Consider the following 18,260-nt stretch of genomic DNA (forward strand, 5'->3'; position numbering starts at 1 on the left):
CAGGTGCGACGATGCAGACGCTGACGCCCGACACCGACACCATGGACGACGCGCTCGCCTGTTTCGCGCAGTCGGCGCTTGGCGGCGGACTTGCGTCCGAGGCGGCGCGACTGCTCGCCGAAGCGGGCCGCGTGCGCGAGCGGCCAGCCGAAGCGCTCGGGCTGCTGGAGCGGGCACGCGCTGTCGCACCGGCTCACCCGGCACCGCTGATCGCACTCTACCGGTTTCACTTCTATGGTCATCGGTTGGCCGACGCGCGCGCGGTGGGCGAGGATGCGCTGTCGATTGCGCGATCCGTGCTAGGCGCCGATTTCGGGCGCGAGCCGCCGTCGCGCGATGCCGTGCGCTACGACGCCGCCGTGCGTTTCTATCTGTTCACGCTCAAGGGGCTCGCGTATCTGCACATGCGGCTGGGTGAACTGGCTTCGGCGCAAACGCAGCTTGCAGAACTGCGAAGCCTCGACCCGGAAGACCACGTCGGCGGCGCGTTGCTGCTGCATGTACTGATGCGCCGCGAGGACGACGTCGACGGTGACGGAGCAGGCGTGCCGCGCGCGTATCCGGCGCGCGGCTGGGCGGTGCCGTCATGAACGCGCGCCGCGCCGTGCGCGCGCCTTCCGGCGACATTCCGCCTTGTCACTGGCAAGGCGGCCCGGTCGACTGCGCGGTCTGCGCCCATCGCGGCTTGCGCGCAATGCCGGACGAGGCAGGATGCGAGCCGGGCCACGCGTGCATGCAGGATGCGTACGCGAGGCGTATCGACCGCTTCTTCCGCTGGCATCCCGAACTCGGCAACGCGCATCTCGATCATCCGTATTTTGAGGTGCGTGCGATTGCGGCGCGCCATGCCGATGTGTTCAGGCTGCCCGCGCTGATCGACGACACCGACGAGACCGTCCGCCTGCAAATCGCGCTGCGCCTGCCGCAGGCGCATCTCGCGCGCATGGCTCGCGACCCTCACCGTGAGGTGCGGATTCGTGTCGCGCAACGGCTCGAACCGGCGGCGCTGGCCCAGTTGCGCACGGACAGCGACTATGGCGTGCGCGAGTGGGTGGCGCGGCGTCTGCCTTCGGCGCTGCTGCCGTTGATGGCGCAGGACCCGGACTGGGTCGTAAGAATGCGGGTCGCCGAACGCATCGAGATGCCGGCGCTGCTGCGCATGGCCGACGATGGTGAAGCCGAGGTGAGGCGCATCGTGGCGACGCGCCTGCCGTTCGCGCTCGCGACACGCTTTTTCCACGACGCCGACTGGCGCGTGCGCTGGGAAGCCGCGCGGCGCGCCCAGCCCCACACGTTGACGCCGTTGCTGACCGACCCGGACGAAGAGGTGCGTGCGCTCGCCAGGCAGCGCAGAGGGGCGAGCGCGCCCGCAGATGTCCGTGACGGCGAGATGCGGCCTTGCGCGGGAGTGAGCCATGGGTGACATCAACCGGGACGACGACACCGTCGAGATCGCGTTCCCGCCGCGTTTCAGCTTCGGCGAGCGTGTGATCGCCCGCTCGGCGATTCGCAACGACGGCACCTACACCGGCAAGGATATTGGCGAGGTGCTGGTGAGCAAGGGCGACGTCGGTTATGTCACGAGCATCAACACGTTCCTGCAGCAGTTCTACATCTACGCGGTGGACTTCGTCGAAACCGGTCATCGGGTCGGCATGCGCGCGAAGGAGTTGTGCACGCTCGATCACCTGCCGGACGACGTGCTCGAACGCCTCGGCGAACGTGCCGCCGCGCTGCGCACGATCGGCACGGGCAGCGATGAGGGGACGGCGCGATGAGCATGGAGCCGATTGAGCCCGCCTACGCGTGGGGCATGCGTGTGATCGCACTCGACGATCTGTGCAATGACGGCAGCTATCCAGACCGAGGCGAAGGCGAGTGCCTGGTGAGCGCGGGCGCGGTGGGCGAGATCGTCAACGTGGGGCGGGTGGTCGAAAGCGGCGAGCCGGTGTATCTCGTCGAATTCGGCCGCCGCGTTGTCGGCTGCACGGAAGACGAGATCGCGCCCGCGCCCGCCGGGCTGCTAGCCGAGGAAGACGAGGTCGAATCATGACGACGCCGACGACATGGGGCGAAGGGTGCGCAGAGCCATGCGCACGGAACGCGCCGTCCGCCGCGCATGTTGCCGATGCGGGCAACGCACGCGTGGCCGATTTCACGCAGCACCAGATCGAGCGCGCGTTGCGCAACCGCGTGCGCTACCGGTACGTTCGGGCGCGCGTCGCGCGGGAGCCCGAAGGGTATCGGATCGAAAGCCCGTGCTGCTCGCGCAACGTCGACCCGGCGGGCGGCGTGATCGACATTGCGTGGCTCGCGCGGGACGACGACGGCCAGTGGCATCTGCATGCGCGGGACCACGCAGCGCGCCGCTGGGTGGCGCAGTACGCGAGTCACGACCTGGCCATGCTACTGGACCGTCTGCGCGTGGATGCCGCGCGCGTGTTCTGGCCTTAAAACCCTGGCGATGGAGCCCGCGATGATCTACCTCGACCACAACGCGACGACGCCGACTGCCCCCGGCGTGGTGCAGGCCATGCTGTCGGTCATGACCGATGTCTGGGCCAATGCGTCCTCGCAGCATGCGCTGGGGCAGCAGGCGAGGCGCGCGCTCGCGGCGGCGCGCGCGACGGTGGCGCGCGTGCTGAGCTGCAAGCCATCGGAGGTGATTTTCACCAGCGGCGCAACCGAGGCGAACCATCTGGCCGTGCTGGGTCTGCATGCAGCGGTCACGGAGCCGGGCCGCCGCCGGATCGTGCTGAGCGCGGTCGAGCACGCGGCGCATCTTGCGCTGGCGCGCGCGTTGATCGGGCTGGGCGTGCCGGTCGACTTCATCGGCGTGCACGCGGACGGCACGCTCGACCTCGACAGCGCCGCTCGCCTGATCGGCCCCGACGTCGCGCTGGTTTCGCTGATGGCGGCGAACAACGAGACCGGCGTGCTGATGCCGGTCGAGGCAATGCGCGCGCTCGCGCATGACGCTGGCGCACGGATGCACGTCGATGCAACGCAGGTGGTCGGCAAGGCGCCGTTCGACTTTGCGCGGCTTGGCGTCGATGCCGTTTCGTTGTCGGCTCACAAGGTTCGCGGACCGAAGGGAATCGGGGCATTGCTGCTGCGCCAGGGCACAGCATTGCAGCCGCAGACGCAAGGCAGCCAGGAGCGGCGCAGGCGCGGCGGCACCGAGAATCTGCCCGCCATCGCGGGCTTCGCGGCCGCACTCGACGCGCTAGGCGATGTCGCTGCGAAGGCCGCCCACACCGCGAAGCTGCGCGACGCGCTCGAACGCGGACTGTGCGATGCGCTGCCCGGCGTTCAGGTGTTTTCCGCCGCTGCGCCGCGGCTCGCGTGCACCAGCTATTTGCGTTTTGGCGTATTGCCGGCCGAGGTTGTGCTGCATCGGCTCGAACAGATGGGCGTGTGTGCGTCGTCCGGTTCGGCATGCGCGTCGGGCGGGAGCGAGCCGTCGCACGTGCTCGCCGCGATGGGCGTGCCACGCGATGAAGCGCTGGCGGCCGTGCGTCTGTCGCTCGGCGAGTCGACGACCGCGCACGACATCGACTATTTGCTGGCGGCGTTGCCGCCTTTGCTCGCGCCGCTGCTCGCAAGCGATGCCGTCCGCGCGGCCTGAATTTTTCCCAGGAACCCAGGAGCTACCGTCGTGAAAGTCATGATCCGCAGGGACAGCAAGGGCGCATTGAGCGCGTACGTGCCGAAGAAGGATCTGGAGGAGCCGATCGTCTCGATGGCGCGGCCCGAGATGTGGGGCGGGCTCATCACGCTCGCGAATGGCTGGCAGCTTGAACTGCCCGCGATGGCGGACGACACCGCGCTGCCCATCACGGTCGAGGCCCGGCGCGTGGCGAACGGCGAGGACTGACATGGCGCTCGATACCGATCAGATCCAGGCGATCGCCGAGGTGCTCGGCACCGCGCCGACGCTGCTGGACGCGGCGGCGAGCTTGCGCCAGCGGTTTCCGGCGGTCCGGGCCGTGCGGATCAGCGCGGCCGAGATGCGAGACGAAACGCCGGCGCTTGAGGTGGGCGGCCGCCGCGTCTATTTCGCCATGTCGGACGGGATGTGCGTGTCCGTCACCCGCGAGGCCAGCGAAGCCGTCATGGTCATCTTCACCGAAGACGGAGCCGCGCATGGAGATCGATGAGATCGCCCTGAGCGAACCGGCCTGCGGCGCGCGCGAAATCGAACTCGTCAACGCCGTTCTGCAATCGCCGCGCTGGAGCAGCGGCCCGATGCTCGAATCGTTCGAGGCCGCATTTGCGGGCTGGAGCGGCCGCGCGCACGCCGTCGCGGTGGCGAGCGGCACGCTCGGTACGTGGATCGCCTTGCGCGCGCTCGGCATCGGTCAGGGTGATGAAGTGATCTGCGCCTCGCACACATGGCATCAGGTGGCGCAGGCGATCACGCTGGCGGGCGCGACGCCGGTGTTCGCCGATATCGACTACTGGAGCGGCTGCCTGAACGTCGCGAAGGCCGAACAGAAGATTGGCGCACGCACACGCGCGATCCTCGCGGGCAACACCAACGGGCATCCAGCCGCCTGGGGGCCGTTGCGCGCGCTGGCCGACGCGCATGGCCTGCGGCTGATCGAGGACAGCACCGAGGCGCTCGGCTCGCGCTACATGGGGCGCGCGGTCGGGTCTTTCGGCGACGTGTCGGTGTTCGACTTCTCGGCGCCGTCGGCGTTGTGCGCGGGAGAAGGCGGGATGCTCGTCACCGACGACGAGCGTCTCGCGCACGAACTGCGCTATCTGCGTCAGCGGCGGATCACGGACCGCGGGTCCGTGTCGGTCGGCTCCCGCGTGCCGATGCAGGCGGGCATGAGCGAGCTGAGCGCCGCGCTAGGGCTGGCGCAGCTCGCGGGACTCGACGAGCGGCTCGCGCAGCGCAAGCAGGTGGAGGCCTGGTATCACGAAGCGATGCAGAGCTTCGAGGGCATCAAGCCGCCGTATCTCGCGGAGGATGTCGAGGAAGTGCACTGGATGCTCTACGTCGTGCATCTTGGCAAGCGCTTCACGCAGAGCGCCCGCGCGCAGATGATCGACGACATGCAGGCGTGCGGCATCGAAACGGCCGCGTACAGCCAGCCGCTGCACGAGCAGTTCCACTACATGAACGCCGCCGATGCCGTCGGACGCCGGCGCGGCACGTTGCCCGATACCGAGCGCATCGGCGACCGCGCGCTCGCCTTGCCGCTGCACACGCTGCTCGACGCGGATCAGGTCCGCTACATCGTCAAGACGCTCAAGGACACCGCGACGAATGTCGGCGCGGGCGCCGCCATCTATCTGTGAGGGATCGCATTCATGAGTCTCGCTTCAGTTTCCGTCGACAGCATCGCCAGCCGGATCGGGGATGGCGCTGTCATTCCGTATCTCGGTCCGGGCATGCTCGCGCTGTGCCCGGACGCAAGCGTGCCCGCGACCTCCGTCGCGCTCGCGCAGTTGATGACCGCGAAAGTCAGCGTGCCGCACAAGATCCGCAACCGGCTCACGCAGGCCGCGCAGTTCATCGAGAACTTCAAGCACCGCAAGTCGGTGGTGAGCCTTATGAACGACGCGTTTGGCATGACGCCGACGCCGTCGGCGCTGCACCGGGCGCTTGCGTCGAGCGGCGCGGGGCTGTACGTCGACAGCTGGTATGACGACACCTTCGCAGCGGCGCTGGCCGGCGCGCGTGCGGGCGGACAGTGGGCGCAGGTGCAAGGGCAGTCGCAGGCGGAGCACTTCGGACGGTGGTTCGGCGCCTATGACGCGCTCGGCGCGCCGCTCGCCGACGTGCCGGAGTCGGGTGCGCTGCTCTACAAGCCGATCGGCTCGCGCGCGCCGGCGTCCAACTATCTGGTGTCGGACAGCGACTATGTCGAGGTGCTGACCGAAATCGACATTCAGACGCCGATTCCGCCCGCCGTGCAGGCTTGGCGCACGGGCCGCAGCTTCCTGTTTCTCGGCTGCCGCTTCGACGACCAGCTCGCGCGCAGCTTCGCGCGCCAGATCATGAAGCGCTCGTCGGACGTGCATTGGGCGGTGCTGCCGGACGAGCCCACCCGCATGGAGGCGCGCTTCCTCAACGAACAGCGCATCACCCGCATCGCGACCCCGCTTGCGACGTTCGCCGACGAACTCGTCAGCGCATTGCGTCCCGCGCTGGCCGCCTGATTTGGTTGCCGTTTTTTCGACCCTTCCTTTCCACAAGAAACATCATGACGACACTGACTGTACTGCCTTCGGGCAAGACCTATGACGCGACGACCGGCGCCACGCTGCTGAAAGCCCTGCTCGATGCGGGCGAACCCATCGCGCACAAGTGCGACGGCAAGGCCGAATGCGGCGCGTGCCACCTGTTCGTACAGGAAGGGCGCAAGAGTCTCTCGAAGATTCAACGGACGGAGAACGAGAAGCTCGACTCGATCGTCGGCGTCGGGTCGAAGTCGCGCCTCGCGTGCCAGGCTGTGCTCGGCGAGGAGCCCGTGACCGTCGAGCTGCTCGGCTTTGTCTGACGGGACATCGGCGATGACTGCCGCCGAAGCGCCGCCGCTCGATATCGCCATCATCGGCGCTGGGCTGTGCGGGCTTGCGCTGGCGCGCGCACTGCATGCGCGGGGGCGGTCGTTCGTGCTCGTCGAAGCGAGCACCCGGCTCGGCGGGCGCGTGCTGACGCGGCGCTGCGACGTCACGGGCCAGCGTCTGGATCTGGGACCCACATGGTTTTGGCCCGACACCGAGCCCCGCATGGCCGCACTGATTTCGGAGCTGGGGATCGAGAGCGTCCCGCAGCATGATCCCGGCGACGCACTCTGGCTGACCGATCCGAACCGCGGGCCCGAACGGCGCAGTGAGCCTGGCGGTATCCATGCCGGCGCGCGCCGCATTGCCGGCGGTACGGCCAGGCTGCTCGATAAGCTATGCGCGGCACTTCCCCTGGACTCGATCCGCCTGGGGCATGCATTGCGTCTGGTCCGGGATCGCGGCGCGTGGTTCGACCTGCAACTCGCGCACGGCGAGCTGACCTCGACGCTGCGGGCGCGTCAGGTCGTGCTGGCTTTGCCGCCGCGGCTCGTCGCGGAGCACGTTGCGTTCGATCCGCCGCTGCCCGCCGAGCTGGCGCGCATGCTGGCAGCGACGCCGACATGGATGGCGTCGGCGGCGAAGTCACTGACAACCTATGCGCAGTCGTTCTGGCGTACCGCTGGCCACTCGGGCAACGCATGGGTGCGACACGTCCAGGCCACGCTCGGCGAGGTCTTTGATGCGAGCGATCCCGAGACGGAGGCAGGCGCGCTCGGTGGCTTTGTCGCGCTCGACGCGGTGCAGCGCAAGCACTTCGCGCGCGGACTGCCGTTGCTAATCGAAAGCCAGCTTGTGCAGCTCTACGGTCCCGGCGCGGAAAGCGGCCGGCAGTATCGGCACGATTGGGCCGACGAGGTCTGGATCTGTAGTCGCGCGGACCGGGACAGCCCACCCGCTTGGCCGCAGCCGGACGCGGCGTTGCGTGGCGCGTGGTTCGGCGACCGGCTTTACTTCGGCGGCAGCGAGACTGCGCTGCATGGCGCGGGACGCATGGAGGGCGCACTCGATGCGGCCGCGCGCATTGCGCGTGCGCTGGCGCCACCCGATGGTTCAGCGGACTTTCCGGGCGGGACGCTGCGCGCGCCAGCGACGGTGGCCGAGGCGATCGCGTGCTTTGCGAACGCCGTGTCCGAGTCGCGCGAAGCCGCGCCAGCCTACTACCGGCGGCACGTCGTCCGCCTGCTATCGGGCCCGTACCCAGGTCCGTTCACGCAGCACGCGCTGCTCGCGACGGTGAGCCAGGTCTACAGCGAGGCGCTGGCTGTGCTCGACCGCTTGATGCCGACGCTCGGCACACGCGACGCCGACGCGGCGCAGATCGGCCGGCACCGCTTCACGCCGGTGTTGCTCGAACCGTTTCAGGGCTGGAGCAGCAAGCTGCTGGAGAGCGCGCTAGCGTTCAATGCAACTTCGTGCGCGTTGTCGAATTTCCCGGACGATCATCATCCGGACGCCGAGCTGCAAAGAGCCGTCGTGCTCGCCCTTGCGGATGCGTGGCGCGAGTTTGCGCTGGAGCTCAACGAACGTCTCGTCGATGCGGCGGAACGAGATCGTGCTGCGGGAGCGGCGGCATGAGCGGCGCGCGCACGATCGAGGACGGCGCGCGCCTGTCGATCGTCGAGCAGTCGGTCGTCGTTGTCATGACGCTCGTCGAAGGGCTCGCGCGCGACGATCTGTTGCGCTCGCGGCTGACCCGCACGGAGGTCCACCGGCAGCTTGTCCGGCTGGCGGGCGGCGCAGCCGGCGTGAGCGCGCGGATTCGCGGCGCGATGCCCGAGATCGACTGGGAAGGCTGGCAACTGATGCAGGTGCAGCTCGCGCTGCCGCCGGGCCTGGAGCTGGACGACGCGCTGTGGTTCGCGTGCGAATCGCTGGCACCGGCCACCCTGCTGTGGCTGCGCTTGCATCGCCAGCGCCAGGGCACGCTGTTCCAGATGACGATTTGACCGCCGCGCGGTTTGCGCACGGCGGTCATTCAGCTTTGGCCCAGCAGCTTCTTTCGCTCGGCCACCGAGTAGTGGCTCAGATGCCCCTCGCGCGCGGCCTGGCGGCGCGCCGAAGCGATGATCGCCTTGCTGCGGCCCGGCGGCGCAGGCGCACTGACCTGCTTGTCGAGCAGTGAACCGCCGCAATGGGGGCAGCGCGGCGGCGTCCCGGTGCGCACCAGCGCTTCGAAGTGCAGGCGGCAATTTCGGCATTGATAGTCGTAAAGCGGCATCGCGGGATTCCTGTTCAATGAGGGGCGGTGGCACAGTCACCCATCGCGGCGGCGCAGCCTTCGAACGATCGCGGTGGGTGGCTGAGGCCTTCGGGCAGTCCGAGTCCGACCCACGCGTGAACGCGCGCCGTATCGAAGCCCACCATGCGGGTGTCGCCCGCTTCCATCAGCGGCCGGCGAATCAGCAGCGGTTGGGCGAGCAGCAGGGCGAGCGCGCTCCCGGCGTCCAGCGATTCGGGAACGATACGCCCTGACTTGATGTCCGGCGCGGCGCGGTTGAACCACTCGTGCACCGGCAGCGGTTCGAGAAACGCGAACAGCGTTCTCGGCGTCCAGCGCCAGCGCAGCAGATTGCGCACCTCCAGCGTATGGCCCGCGGCGGCGAGCAGCGCTCTCTGTTTTGCGTTGCCGCCGCATCCGGGTTTTTCGTAAAACGTAATGTGTGTCATGGCGTGAACTCCTCGCGTCAAGTCCTGGTGTGGGTGCCGCGGTCGAACGCATCCGGGCGTGGTCCGCCTGTGCGTCACGCGGCCTTGTCGGTGAAGGCGTCGGCGGCGATCGCGGCACGCCCGGCTTCGATGCCTTGCGCGCCAGGTTTCGCGTCGCCGAGCCGGCGTGCCGTTCGCAGCAATTCGAAGCCGCGATCGGCGGCCATGTCGAGCGCGTCGCGCCCGTCCGGTGCATACAAGCCTTCGCTCGCGCCAAGCGACAACAGCAGATGCATGACCTCGACCCGCCCGCTGGCGGCGGCCTGCATCAGGCATGTGATGTCGTGGTCGTTAGCGTGATCGATTTCGATACCGGCCTCGATCAGCCGCAGGATCGGCGCGGGCGCGCCGGCAAGGCACGCGTACCAGAGCGCGTGGTTGCCTTCGTCGTCGAGCGCGCCGAAGCGCGCGCCCGCGTCGAGCAGCGCGTCAACCAGCGAGTCCTCGCCATGCAGCGCTGCCAGCATCAATGGCGTGACGCCGTCGATGCCGCGCGAGTGGACGTCGGGGAAGTCGTGACCCGATAGCCAGGCCGCAAGCGCGGCGCTTGCGCTCTGTCGCGGGTTCGCATCGGCGGGCGGCGAAGCCCGGCAGCTTGCGCTTTCGCGCGTGAAGCGCGTGACACACGTGACGGGGACGTTCTCGGCATGCAGGGACATGATCGCGCTCCAGCTCGGAGAAGATGTATCGTGGGGCGGCCGAAGGCGTGGCGACGACGACAGCGCCCCGGCCTGCGGCTCGATCGGCATTCAAACAGGCCGGTTTTCGTTGGTGTTGCGTACCGGTCCCATCAGTTCGAGCCCTTCCGCGTAGGTGATCGTGTCGAAGGTCACGTCGAACTTCATGGCCGTGTCGGCCACTGCGTCGAGCTTGCCAGCCGTGTCCTTCTTTTTCAGATCGTTTTTCTCCAGGTAGAGCAGTTCGAGCAGTTCGTTGTAGACCGTCGATTCGAGGATCGGCAGCACATAGAACATCGCGCCCCTGTACGGCACCTGATAACGCCTGGTGAGATCGATGTTGTCGCAGAACAGGAAGTATTTGCCGCCTGCCGACAGGGTGTCGCCGAGTACTTCCGCCACGTCCTTCAGCGATTCGAAACTCAATAGCCAGCCCGCGAAGAACGGCAGATGCCGTTCGCCCGCGAGCGCGACGGCCATTACCTGCTCGCAGGAAAGCTCGGGCGGGCGCGCCTCGTCGGCGAGCTTCGGCGCGAAGCGCAGCGCGAGCTCGCCACGAAAGCCAACCCGGCCGAACGTGTTCGTGAGTCCCTTGAAGACCGGGTTGAGCAGACGGCCTTCGTGTTCGAGGCGGGCGAGGGCGGTGTCCTCGAGTTCCTTGCGGATAAGCGTGTCGGTCATGACGGATTCCTTGGATTCTTGAGATCGGAAACGGCGGCTTCGCAGGACGCCGGTGGGTACTTCGTCGGAACAGCATGGCAGCTCATCTGCCGTTGTTGCGCATCCAGTCCGCAGTCCTGAAGAATGCCTGCATCAGCGTGTCGCGCATGGCCGGGTCGATGCCGGTCTCGTCGAGCGCAGCGTGCATACAGGCGAACCACGCGTCGCGCTCGGCGGCGCCGATCGCGAACGCCGCATGGCGCATGCGTAGCCGCGGATGGCCCCGTTCGGCCGAATAGTGCTTCGGGCCGCCGAGCCATTCGCACAGGTATCGCACGAGCACGGCCTTGACCGGCGCAAGGTCGGGGCCGTGCATGGCGCGGATCTCGCGCGCCGCGGGCCGCGTGTCCATCTGCCGGTAGAACGCATCGACGATGCGCGTGACGGCGGGCTCTGCGCCGATGGACTCGAAATGCGTCGTGGCGGGGCGCACGTCGACAACAGGAATGGTGGGCGGGTTCATGGCGGCATTTCAATGCAACAACCGTACCAGCGGCAAAACGCTCGGATACGGCGGTCATGCGCGTGCGCACGGAGGTTGCGTCGGTGTTGTTTGCGACGAAACGCGCACGGTTTGTCGGGAAGTCGACACCGCGTGCGGCCGCCGCCGCGACCTGGCGGAAAGCGCCGCAGGCCAGCTTTTACCGGGGATTCCGAAGTTTCGCGCCGACATGGCACGGAAGCTGCACTAGATCGGTCCGCGCGGACACTCCGGCCGATGCGTGAGTCGACAGAAGAAGACCCATACAGACACGGCAGGCTCAGGACATGGTCGCGGCATTGCAGCCCTGATTCGCAACTGATTCGCAACCTTGATTCGCAACCCTGGTTTCAACCCTTTTCCTGAACTGGAGAACGTTAATGTCTCAACTTCGGCAAATTGCCTTTTACGGTAAAGGCGGCATCGGCAAGTCCACGACGTCGCAGAACACGCTGGCCGCCCTCACCGAGCTCGGGCAGAAGATCCTGATCGTCGGCTGCGACCCGAAGGCCGACTCGACGCGCCTGATCCTGCACGCCAAGGCGCAGGACACGATCCTCTCGCTCGCGGCGGAAGCCGGCTCGGTCGAGGACCTCGAACTCGATGACGTGATGAAGATCGGCTACAAGGACATCCGCTGCGTCGAATCGGGCGGACCTGAGCCGGGCGTCGGCTGCGCGGGCCGCGGCGTCATCACGTCCATCAACTTCCTCGAAGAAAACGGTGCGTACGAAGGCGTCGACTACGTCTCGTACGACGTGCTCGGCGACGTGGTGTGTGGCGGCTTCGCGATGCCGATTCGCGAAAATAAGGCGCAGGAAATCTACATCGTGATGTCGGGCGAGATGATGGCGATGTACGCGGCCAACAACATCTCGAAGGGCATTCTCAAGTACGCGAACAGCGGCGGCGTGCGCCTCGGCGGCCTCGTCTGCAACGAGCGGCAGACCGACAAGGAACTGGAGCTTGCCGAAGCGCTGGCCGGCATGCTCGGTTCGCGGCTGATCCACTTCGTGCCGCGCGACAACATCGTGCAGCACGCGGAGCTGCGCCGCATGACGGTGATCGAGTTCGCGCCCGAATCGAACCAGGCGAACGAGTATCGCCAGCTCGCGAAAAAAGTGCACAACAACGCGGGCAACGGCACGATCCCCACGCCGATCACGATGGATCAGCTCGAAGACCTGCTGATGGAGCACGGCATCATGAAATCCATCGACGAATCGCAGGTCGGCAAGACGGCTGCCGAACTGTCTGCCTGAACCCGCGCTGAGCCGCACGCCCGCGCGTATCGTGGGCATCGCCTGTATCCGGCGATGCGCGCGGGCTGGCCCAGCGATGCACAATCCTCACGTATGGAGCATTCCATGACCGCCACGGTTGAAGAGCGCAAGGCCGCGAACAAGGCCCTGATCGATGAAGTGCTGAAGGCCTATCCCGAGAAAATGGCCAAGCGGCGCGCCAAGCATTTGGGCACCTTCGAGGACGGCAAGCCCGACTGTGGCGTGAAGTCCAACATCAAGTCGCTGCCCGGCGTGATGACGATCCGCGGCTGCGCGTATGCCGGCTCGAAGGGCGTCGTCTGGGGGCCGATCAAGGACATGATTCACATCAGTCACGGCCCGGTCGGCTGCGGCCAGTATTCGTGGGCTGCACGACGCAATTACTACATCGGCACCACGGGCATCGACACCTTCGTCACGATGCAGTTCACGTCGGACTTCCAGGAAAAGGACATCGTGTTCGGCGGCGACAAGAAGCTCGACAAGATCATCGACGAGATTCAGTCGCTCTTTCCGCTGAACAAGGGCATCTCGATCCAGAGCGAGTGTCCGATCGGCCTGATCGGCGACGACATCGAGGCCGTGTCGAAGAAGAAGAGTCAGCAATACGAAGGGCATACGATTGTGCCCGTGCGCTGCGAGGGCTTTCGCGGCGTGAGCCAGTCGCTCGGCCACCACCTCGCGAACGACGCGATCCGCGACTGGGTGTTCGACAAGACGGAATCAACCAAGCGCCCTGAGCTTGCCTCGACGCCGTACGACGTCGCGATCATCGGCGACTACAACATTGGCGGCGACGCGTGGTCGAGCCGCATCCTGCTCGAGGAAATCGGCCTGCGCGTGATCGCGCAATGGTCCGGCGACGGTTCGATCGCCGAGCTGGAGAACACGCCGAAGGCGAAGCTGAACGTGCTGCATTGCTACCGGTCGATGAACTACATCAGCCGGCACATGGAAGAAAAGTACGGGATTCCGTGGGTCGAATACAACTTCTTCGGCCCCACGATGATCGAGAAGAGCCTGCGGGAAATCGCGAGCCACTTCGACGACACGATCAAGGCCAATGCCGAACGGGTCATCGCGAAGTACCGCCCGCTGATGGACGCGGTGATCGCGAAGTACAAGCCGCGTCTCGCGGGCAAGAAGGTGATGCTGTTCGTCGGCGGCTTGCGTCCTCGCCACGTGATCGGCGCGTACGACGATCTCGGCATGGACGTGGTCGGCACCGGCTACGAGTTCGGTCACAACGACGACTACCAGCGCACGACGCATTACGTGAAGGACGGCACGCTGATCTACGACGACGTGACCGGCTACGAATTCGAGAAGTTCGCCGAGCAGGTGCAGCCGGACCTCGTCGGCTCGGGCATCAAGGAAAAGTACGTGTTCCAGAAAATGGGCGTGCCGTTCCGCCAGATGCACAGCTGGGACTATTCCGGCCCTTATCACGGCTACGACGGCTTCGCCATTTTCGCGCGCGACATGGATATGGCGATTTCGAGCCCTGTCTGGAGCCTCACGAAAGCGCCCTGGAAGCGCGCCGCCTGACGAGGCCGACCCCACGCAGCAAGTCCGCGGCGCGCGCGTGAGCGCTGGCCGCGGGCCGTTCAGATTACCGATTCAGGAGCCAGTGATGCCCCAATCCGCCGACAAGATTCTCGATCACGAACTGTTGTTCCGCGAGCCCGAGTATCAGGAGATTTTTCGCACCAAGAAGGAAAACTTCGAATTCAACCATCCCGACGAGGCCGTCAAGCAGATCGTCGAGTGGACCAAGACCGAAGACTACAAAGAGAAGAACTTTGCCCGTGATTCGCTGACCGTGAATCCGGCCAAGGCTTGCCAGCCGCTCGGCGCCGTGTACGTGGCGAACGGTTTTCACAAGACGCTGTCATTCGTGCATGGCTCGCAAGGCTGCGTCGCGTATTACCGGTCGCACTTTTCGCGGCACTTCAAGGAGCCCACGTCGTGCGTGAGCTCGTCGATGACCGAGGACGCGGCGGTGTTCGGCGGTCTCAACAACATGATCGACGGGCTCGCGAACGCGTACAACCTGTACAAGCCGGAGATGATCGCCGTTTCGACGACGTGCATGGCCGAGGTGATCGGCGACGACCTCGACGCGTTCATCAAGAACAGCAAACAGAAGGGCAGCGTGCCGGAAGACTACGACGTGCCGTTCGCGCATACGCCGGCGTTTGTCGGCAGTCACGTCACCGGCTACGACAACGCGCTGCTCGGCATCCTGAAGCACTTCTGGGACGGCAAGGCGGGCACCACGGCGTCGCTCGTGCGCGTGCCGGACGACAGCGTGAACTTCATCGGCGGTTTCGACGGTTTCGTGGTCGGCAACATGAAGGAGATTCGACGGATTTTCGATCTGTTCGGCGTGACGGTCAACATCATCTGCGATCCGTCCGAAACGTGGAATACGCCGACCGACGGCGAATTCCGCATGTACGAGGGCGGCACGACCAAGGAAGAGGTGGAGCGCGCGCTCAATGCGAAAGCGACGTTCGTGTTCCAGGAGTTCTGCTGCGAGAAGACCAGCAAGTTCATCGCGGAACATGGCCAGGAAGTCGTCGTGCTGAACGCGCCGGTTGGCGTGGCGGGCACCGACCGTTTCCTGATGGAAATCTCGCGCGTGACGGGCAAGCCGATTCCCGCCGAGCTCGAAAAAGAGCGCGGCCAGCTCGTCGACGCGATGGCCGACAGCCAGGCGCACCTGCACGGCAAGCGCTTCGCGCTCTATGGCGATCCCGACCAGATGCTCGGTTACGCGGAGTTCCTGCTCGAACTCGGCGCGGAACCGGCGCACGTGCTCGCGACCAACGGCAACGACACCTGGGCGGCGAAGGTGCGGGCGCTCTTCGATGCATCGCCTTACGGCGCGGGCTGCAAGGTCTATCCGAAGCGCGACCTGTGGCATATGCGCTCGCTGCTCTTCACGGAGCCGGTGGACTTTCTGATCGGCAACACGTACGGCAAGTACCTGGAGCGCGACACGAAGACGCCGCTGATCCGGATGGTGTTCCCGATCTTCGATCGCCATCACTATCACCGCTTTCCGACTTGGGGCTATGAAGGCGCGCTGCGCACGCTCGTGACCTTGCTCGACGAGTTCTTCGAAACGCTCGACGCGAACACGATCGAGGCCGCGAAGACCGACTACAGCTACGACATCATCCGTTGAACGGAGCGCAGCCATGGCAGACCCGGTTTTGGTCAAAGTCACTCGGGACGGCCGCAAGGTCGAGGTGATCGACGGCTGGGTCTGCCTCGCGGGCGTGCGCGAGGCGGATCGTCTGGTGCCGCTCGACGAGCACCCGAACCGGCAGGCGATTGTGCACAGCGTGCCCGGCGCCACGCACATCGCCGGGCGGCTGCCGCTCACGCACGAGCAGGCCGCCATTGCGCAGGGGACGATGGCGGCGGCCCAGCGTGAGTTCGATGTGAGTCCGTCCGGCATCGCACAGCGTATCCGGCAAGCGGTCTGGGCCAGGACGGCCGCCGAAGGTGTCGAGTAGCTGCGTGCGAAGTGGCGTGAACCGTCCAGAGGAGGGCAACGCGTGATTTACGTGCTGGAGATGCCGGAGGGCGAACAACCGAGGGCGTGGTTTGCCTACGACGAGGCGGATTTCGTCCGCAAGGTGGCGGCGTCCGACGTGCTCGACGCCGAGGAAATCCATGATGTGTCGACGCCGCGCGAACTGCTCGGATTCGCCGGGCCGACGCCCGATGCCGTTACGCGGGCGCAGTACCCGTCGATCTGCGCAATCGGGGACGCCCACGGCTGGGACACGCCGCTCTACCGCGCCGACTATCTGCTCGGCCGGGGCGTGTGCCAGCCCGAGGTCGTCACGCGGTGCGATGCATCGGAGGCCGCGTTGCAGGCGCGTGGCGACTGCCTCGTCTACTGGAACGATCGCGATGCGATTGGTGCGTTCGAAGGCGCCGATTCACGTCTGGCGGGCGCGTCGCGCTGGCACGCGCGGCGGGCGCTGTACGAGCAACTTGTGGCGCTCGACGTGCTCGCGGACGACAACTGAGCGTAAATCGAAGCAGGACAACCCGCCAACGTCAGCGTGTCGTGTTTGCAGCGCGGGGCAATGTCGCAATTCATTCAAATCGCCCAAAGTCTGTTCCGATGACGACAACCATCCGGCAAGCGGGCCGCGCAACGAAGCGGTTTGACCGTGCCGCGCGCCGGTTGCTGCCGTGGTACGGAACTTGCCAGTCATCGTGGACCCCACATAGTCAGGAGCCCGTCATGTCACCTTCGCTCAAAGCCAAGATCGCCGAAGTCTTCGACGAACCCGGTTGCGACAAGAACCAGGCAAAAGGCGAGAAGGAGCGCAAGAAGGGCTGCACGAAGCAGCTTTCTCCGGGCGCGGCAGCGGGCGGCTGCGCGTTCGATGGCGCGAAGATCGCGTTGCAGCCAATCGTCGACGTTGCGCACCTCGTGCATGGGCCGATCGCGTGTGAAGGCAACTCGTGGGACAACCGTCATGCGGCCTCGTCGGGCTCGACGCTCTACCGCACCGGCTTCACCACCGACATCAACGAGCTCGACGTTATCTATGGCGGCGAGAAGCGGCTTTTCAAAAGCGTGCGCGAGATCATCGAGAAATACGACCCGCCTGCCGTGTTCGTCTATCAAACCTGCGTGACCGCGCTGATCGGCGACGACATCGAAGCGGTCTGCAAGCGCGCGTCGGAAAAGTTCGGCAAGCCGGTGATTCCCGTGAATGCGCCGGGTTTCGCCGGGCCGAAGAACCTTGGCAACAAGCTCGGCGGCGAGGCGGTGCTCGACTACGTGATCGGCACGCGCGAGCCGGAATACACGACGCCGTACGACATCAACATCATCGGCGAATACAACCTCTCGGGCGAGCTGTGGCAGACGAAGCCGCTGCTCGACGCGCTCGGCATCCGCATCCTGTCGTGCATCTCCGGCGACGGGCGCTACAACGAGATCGCGAGTTCGCACCGCGCGAAGGTCAACATGATGGTCTGCTCGAAGTCGATGATCAACATCGCGACAAAGATGCAGCAGCGCTACGGCATTCCGTACTTCGAGGGCTCGTTTTACGGCATCGGCGACATGAGCGACACGCTGCGCCAGATCGCGAGGCTGCTCGTGCAGCAGGGCGCGCCCGACGATCTGATCGGCAGAACGGAGCGTCTGATCGAAGCCGAGGAGGCGCGCGCGTGGGCGAGGATCGCGCGCTACCGCGAGCGCCTCGAAGGCAAGCGCGTGCTGCTGATTACCGGTGGCGTGAAGTCGTGGTCGGTCGTCGCCGCGTTGCAGGAGGCGGGGCTCGAGATCGTCGGCACGAGCGTCAAGAAGAGCACGAAAGAGGATAAGGAAAAGATCAAGGAGATCATGGGCGACGACGCGCACATGATCGACGACATGACGCCGCGCGAGATGTACACCATGCTGCGCGACGCGAAGGCCGACATCATGCTCTCGGGCGGTCGCTCGCAGTTCGTCGCGCTGAAGGCGCGCATGCCGTGGCTCGATATCAACCAGGAGCGCCATCACCCGTATGGCGGTTATGAGGGCATCGTCGAACTCGTGCACGAGATCGATCGCGCGATTCATAACCCTGTGTGGCAGCAGGTGCGCATTCCGGCGCCGTGGGGCGACGACGGCGAGACGCTCGGCGCGGTGCGGGCGGAGGTAGCGCAGGATGCGCCGCTTGAACAGCCTCAATCGCCCGTGCCGCCGTTCGCGGGCGTGCGCGCCAGGGCCATGGCGTTCGAACCGGGCATGCCGGCCTGAGCGCGGCGAGGAGCAGACAT

General features: G+C 66.2%; 25 protein-coding genes. 20 read left to right on the forward strand and 5 right to left on the reverse strand.

Going from position 1 to position 18,260, the window contains the following annotated elements; genetic code table 11:
• Positions 1–11 precede the first annotated feature (11 nt).
• Genes SB764_RS34780 through SB764_RS34840 form a run of 13 tightly spaced genes read left to right on the forward strand, consistent with a single transcriptional unit; the run spans position 12 to position 8,531 of the window.
• Positions 12–590: a hypothetical protein gene (locus SB764_RS34780; protein ID WP_410866141.1), complete on the forward strand. Its 579-nt coding sequence runs from the start codon at positions 12–14 to the stop codon at positions 588–590.
• Positions 587–1,423 carry a 4Fe4S-binding leucine-rich repeat protein gene (locus SB764_RS34785; RefSeq protein WP_110329255.1) on the forward strand — a complete coding sequence of 279 codons (837 nt, stop codon included), beginning with the start codon at positions 587–589 and terminating at the stop codon, positions 1,421–1,423. The genes SB764_RS34780 and SB764_RS34785 overlap by 4 nt, the downstream gene beginning before the upstream one ends.
• Positions 1,416–1,778, forward strand: coding sequence for a nitrogen fixation protein NifZ (locus SB764_RS34790; RefSeq protein ID WP_110329256.1), 363 nt, complete (start codon positions 1,416–1,418; stop codon positions 1,776–1,778). The genes SB764_RS34785 and SB764_RS34790 overlap by 8 nt, the downstream gene beginning before the upstream one ends.
• Positions 1,775–2,053 carry a nitrogen fixation protein NifZ gene (locus SB764_RS34795; RefSeq protein ID WP_074987578.1) on the forward strand — a complete coding sequence of 93 codons (279 nt, stop codon included), beginning with the start codon at positions 1,775–1,777 and terminating at the stop codon, positions 2,051–2,053. Before SB764_RS34790 ends, SB764_RS34795 begins: the two co-directional genes overlap by 4 nt.
• Positions 2,050–2,454 carry a hypothetical protein gene (locus SB764_RS34800; protein ID WP_410866142.1) on the forward strand — a complete coding sequence of 135 codons (405 nt, stop codon included), beginning with the start codon at positions 2,050–2,052 and terminating at the stop codon, positions 2,452–2,454. Before SB764_RS34795 ends, SB764_RS34800 begins: the two co-directional genes overlap by 4 nt.
• Positions 2,455–2,476: 22 nt before the next feature.
• On the forward strand, positions 2,477–3,628 hold the full coding sequence (locus SB764_RS34805) for a cysteine desulfurase family protein (RefSeq protein ID WP_110329257.1): 1,152 nt from the start codon (positions 2,477–2,479) through the stop codon (positions 3,626–3,628).
• Between the two features lie 30 nt (positions 3,629–3,658).
• Positions 3,659–3,877, forward strand: a complete 219-nt coding sequence (gene nifT, locus SB764_RS34810; protein WP_074987576.1) for a putative nitrogen fixation protein NifT — start codon at positions 3,659–3,661, stop codon at positions 3,875–3,877.
• A 1-nt stretch (position 3,878) separates the two neighbouring features.
• Positions 3,879–4,160, forward strand: coding sequence for a hypothetical protein (locus SB764_RS34815; RefSeq protein ID WP_028226437.1), 282 nt, complete (start codon positions 3,879–3,881; stop codon positions 4,158–4,160).
• The gene (locus SB764_RS34820) at positions 4,147–5,310 is read left to right on the forward strand and encodes a DegT/DnrJ/EryC1/StrS family aminotransferase (RefSeq protein WP_074987575.1); all 1,164 of its coding nucleotides are present in this window, start codon (positions 4,147–4,149) and stop codon (positions 5,308–5,310) included. The genes SB764_RS34815 and SB764_RS34820 overlap by 14 nt, the downstream gene beginning before the upstream one ends.
• Before the next feature lie 12 nt (positions 5,311–5,322).
• A complete protein-coding gene (locus tag SB764_RS34825; RefSeq protein WP_074987574.1) occupies positions 5,323–6,174 on the forward strand; it encodes an SIR2 family NAD-dependent protein deacylase in 852 nt (283 codons plus the stop codon).
• 44 nt (positions 6,175–6,218) lie between these two features.
• Positions 6,219–6,515: a 2Fe-2S iron-sulfur cluster-binding protein gene (locus SB764_RS34830; protein WP_074987573.1), complete on the forward strand. Its 297-nt coding sequence runs from the start codon at positions 6,219–6,221 to the stop codon at positions 6,513–6,515.
• 13 nt (positions 6,516–6,528) lie between these two features.
• Positions 6,529–8,160 (forward strand): flavin monoamine oxidase family protein, encoded by a 1,632-nt coding sequence (locus SB764_RS34835; protein ID WP_410866143.1) that lies wholly within the window; start codon positions 6,529–6,531, stop codon positions 8,158–8,160.
• Positions 8,157–8,531, forward strand: a complete 375-nt coding sequence (locus SB764_RS34840) for a hypothetical protein (RefSeq protein WP_074987571.1) — start codon at positions 8,157–8,159, stop codon at positions 8,529–8,531. The genes SB764_RS34835 and SB764_RS34840 overlap by 4 nt, the downstream gene beginning before the upstream one ends.
• Positions 8,532–8,560: 29 nt before the next feature.
• Here SB764_RS34840 and SB764_RS34845 read toward each other — a convergent pair whose 3' ends face one another.
• From SB764_RS34845 to SB764_RS34865, 5 genes are all read right to left on the reverse strand, one after another.
• Complete coding sequence (locus SB764_RS34845; RefSeq protein WP_074987570.1) at positions 8,561–8,803, reverse strand: FmdB family zinc ribbon protein; 243 nt, start codon at positions 8,801–8,803, stop codon at positions 8,561–8,563.
• 14 nt (positions 8,804–8,817) lie between these two features.
• The gene (locus SB764_RS34850; protein WP_074987569.1) at positions 8,818–9,252 is read right to left on the reverse strand and encodes an ArsC/Spx/MgsR family protein; all 435 of its coding nucleotides are present in this window, start codon (positions 9,250–9,252) and stop codon (positions 8,818–8,820) included.
• A 74-nt stretch (positions 9,253–9,326) separates the two neighbouring features.
• Positions 9,327–9,950: an ankyrin repeat domain-containing protein gene (locus SB764_RS34855; RefSeq protein ID WP_410866144.1), complete on the reverse strand. Its 624-nt coding sequence runs from the start codon at positions 9,948–9,950 to the stop codon at positions 9,327–9,329.
• Positions 9,951–10,040: 90 nt separating this feature from the next.
• Positions 10,041–10,649, reverse strand: coding sequence for a hypothetical protein (locus SB764_RS34860; protein WP_074987567.1), 609 nt, complete (start codon positions 10,647–10,649; stop codon positions 10,041–10,043).
• Positions 10,650–10,731: 82 nt separating this feature from the next.
• Positions 10,732–11,151: a group II truncated hemoglobin gene (locus SB764_RS34865; protein ID WP_410866145.1), complete on the reverse strand. Its 420-nt coding sequence runs from the start codon at positions 11,149–11,151 to the stop codon at positions 10,732–10,734.
• Here SB764_RS34865 and SB764_RS34870 point away from each other — a divergent pair.
• The 7 genes from SB764_RS34870 to nifE all read left to right on the forward strand — a co-directional run bounded on the left by SB764_RS34870 (position 11,150) and on the right by nifE (position 18,240).
• Entirely contained in the window at positions 11,150–11,380 is a 231-nt protein-coding gene (locus SB764_RS34870; RefSeq protein ID WP_410866146.1) for a hypothetical protein, read from the forward strand. The genes SB764_RS34865 and SB764_RS34870 overlap by 2 nt on opposite strands.
• A 169-nt stretch (positions 11,381–11,549) precedes the next feature.
• Entirely contained in the window at positions 11,550–12,431 is an 882-nt protein-coding gene (nifH, locus tag SB764_RS34875; RefSeq protein WP_028226428.1) for a nitrogenase iron protein, read from the forward strand.
• Positions 12,432–12,536: 105 nt separating this feature from the next.
• Entirely contained in the window at positions 12,537–14,000 is a 1,464-nt protein-coding gene (gene nifD, locus SB764_RS34880) for a nitrogenase molybdenum-iron protein alpha chain (protein ID WP_410866147.1), read from the forward strand.
• An 85-nt stretch (positions 14,001–14,085) separates the two neighbouring features.
• Positions 14,086–15,645 (forward strand): nitrogenase molybdenum-iron protein subunit beta, encoded by a 1,560-nt coding sequence (nifK, locus tag SB764_RS34885; protein WP_410866148.1) that lies wholly within the window; start codon positions 14,086–14,088, stop codon positions 15,643–15,645.
• A 13-nt stretch (positions 15,646–15,658) separates the two neighbouring features.
• Positions 15,659–15,979 (forward strand): hypothetical protein, encoded by a 321-nt coding sequence (locus SB764_RS34890; protein WP_410866149.1) that lies wholly within the window; start codon positions 15,659–15,661, stop codon positions 15,977–15,979.
• A 42-nt stretch (positions 15,980–16,021) separates the two neighbouring features.
• A complete protein-coding gene (locus SB764_RS34895; RefSeq protein WP_410866150.1) occupies positions 16,022–16,501 on the forward strand; it encodes a hypothetical protein in 480 nt (159 codons plus the stop codon).
• A gap of 221 nt (positions 16,502–16,722) precedes the next feature.
• Positions 16,723–18,240 (forward strand): nitrogenase iron-molybdenum cofactor biosynthesis protein NifE, encoded by a 1,518-nt coding sequence (gene nifE, locus SB764_RS34900; protein ID WP_410866151.1) that lies wholly within the window; start codon positions 16,723–16,725, stop codon positions 18,238–18,240.
• Positions 18,241–18,260 lie beyond the last annotated feature (20 nt).

The organism is Paraburkholderia sp. SIMBA_027, assembly GCF_046535315.1.
GTDB lineage: Bacteria > Pseudomonadota > Gammaproteobacteria > Burkholderiales > Burkholderiaceae > Paraburkholderia > Paraburkholderia tropica.

Bases quoted from the DNA above. Each gene is read 5' to 3' on its own strand.
- SB764_RS34890 (WP_410866149.1), top strand. From the start codon at position 15,659: ATGGCAGACCCGGTTTTGGTCAAAGTCACTCGGGACGGCCGCAAGGTC.
- SB764_RS34830 (WP_074987573.1), top strand. From the start codon at position 6,219: ATGACGACACTGACTGTACTGCCTTCGGGCAAGACCTATGACGCGACG.
- SB764_RS34815 (WP_028226437.1), top strand. From the start codon at position 3,879: ATGGCGCTCGATACCGATCAGATCCAGGCGATCGCCGAGGTGCTCGGC.
- SB764_RS34780 (WP_410866141.1), top strand. From the start codon at position 12: ATGCAGACGCTGACGCCCGACACCGACACCATGGACGACGCGCTCGCC.
- SB764_RS34860 (WP_074987567.1), bottom strand. From the start codon at position 10,649: ATGACCGACACGCTTATCCGCAAGGAACTCGAGGACACCGCCCTCGCC.
- SB764_RS34800 (WP_410866142.1), top strand. From the start codon at position 2,050: ATGACGACGCCGACGACATGGGGCGAAGGGTGCGCAGAGCCATGCGCA.
- SB764_RS34835 (WP_410866143.1), top strand. From the start codon at position 6,529: ATGACTGCCGCCGAAGCGCCGCCGCTCGATATCGCCATCATCGGCGCT.
- SB764_RS34825 (WP_074987574.1), top strand. From the start codon at position 5,323: ATGAGTCTCGCTTCAGTTTCCGTCGACAGCATCGCCAGCCGGATCGGG.
- SB764_RS34855 (WP_410866144.1), bottom strand. From the start codon at position 9,950: ATGTCCCTGCATGCCGAGAACGTCCCCGTCACGTGTGTCACGCGCTTC.
- nifH (WP_028226428.1), top strand. From the start codon at position 11,550: ATGTCTCAACTTCGGCAAATTGCCTTTTACGGTAAAGGCGGCATCGGC.
- SB764_RS34850 (WP_074987569.1), bottom strand. From the start codon at position 9,252: ATGACACACATTACGTTTTACGAAAAACCCGGATGCGGCGGCAACGCA.
- SB764_RS34840 (WP_074987571.1), top strand. From the start codon at position 8,157: ATGAGCGGCGCGCGCACGATCGAGGACGGCGCGCGCCTGTCGATCGTC.
- SB764_RS34820 (WP_074987575.1), top strand. From the start codon at position 4,147: ATGGAGATCGATGAGATCGCCCTGAGCGAACCGGCCTGCGGCGCGCGC.
- SB764_RS34870 (WP_410866146.1), top strand. From the start codon at position 11,150: ATGGCGGCATTTCAATGCAACAACCGTACCAGCGGCAAAACGCTCGGA.
- nifE (WP_410866151.1), top strand. From the start codon at position 16,723: ATGTCACCTTCGCTCAAAGCCAAGATCGCCGAAGTCTTCGACGAACCC.
- SB764_RS34865 (WP_410866145.1), bottom strand. From the start codon at position 11,151: ATGAACCCGCCCACCATTCCTGTTGTCGACGTGCGCCCCGCCACGACG.
- SB764_RS34785 (WP_110329255.1), top strand. From the start codon at position 587: ATGAACGCGCGCCGCGCCGTGCGCGCGCCTTCCGGCGACATTCCGCCT.
- SB764_RS34795 (WP_074987578.1), top strand. From the start codon at position 1,775: ATGAGCATGGAGCCGATTGAGCCCGCCTACGCGTGGGGCATGCGTGTG.
- SB764_RS34790 (WP_110329256.1), top strand. From the start codon at position 1,416: ATGGGTGACATCAACCGGGACGACGACACCGTCGAGATCGCGTTCCCG.
- nifK (WP_410866148.1), top strand. From the start codon at position 14,086: ATGCCCCAATCCGCCGACAAGATTCTCGATCACGAACTGTTGTTCCGC.
- SB764_RS34805 (WP_110329257.1), top strand. From the start codon at position 2,477: ATGATCTACCTCGACCACAACGCGACGACGCCGACTGCCCCCGGCGTG.
- SB764_RS34845 (WP_074987570.1), bottom strand. From the start codon at position 8,803: ATGCCGCTTTACGACTATCAATGCCGAAATTGCCGCCTGCACTTCGAA.
- nifD (WP_410866147.1), top strand. From the start codon at position 12,537: ATGACCGCCACGGTTGAAGAGCGCAAGGCCGCGAACAAGGCCCTGATC.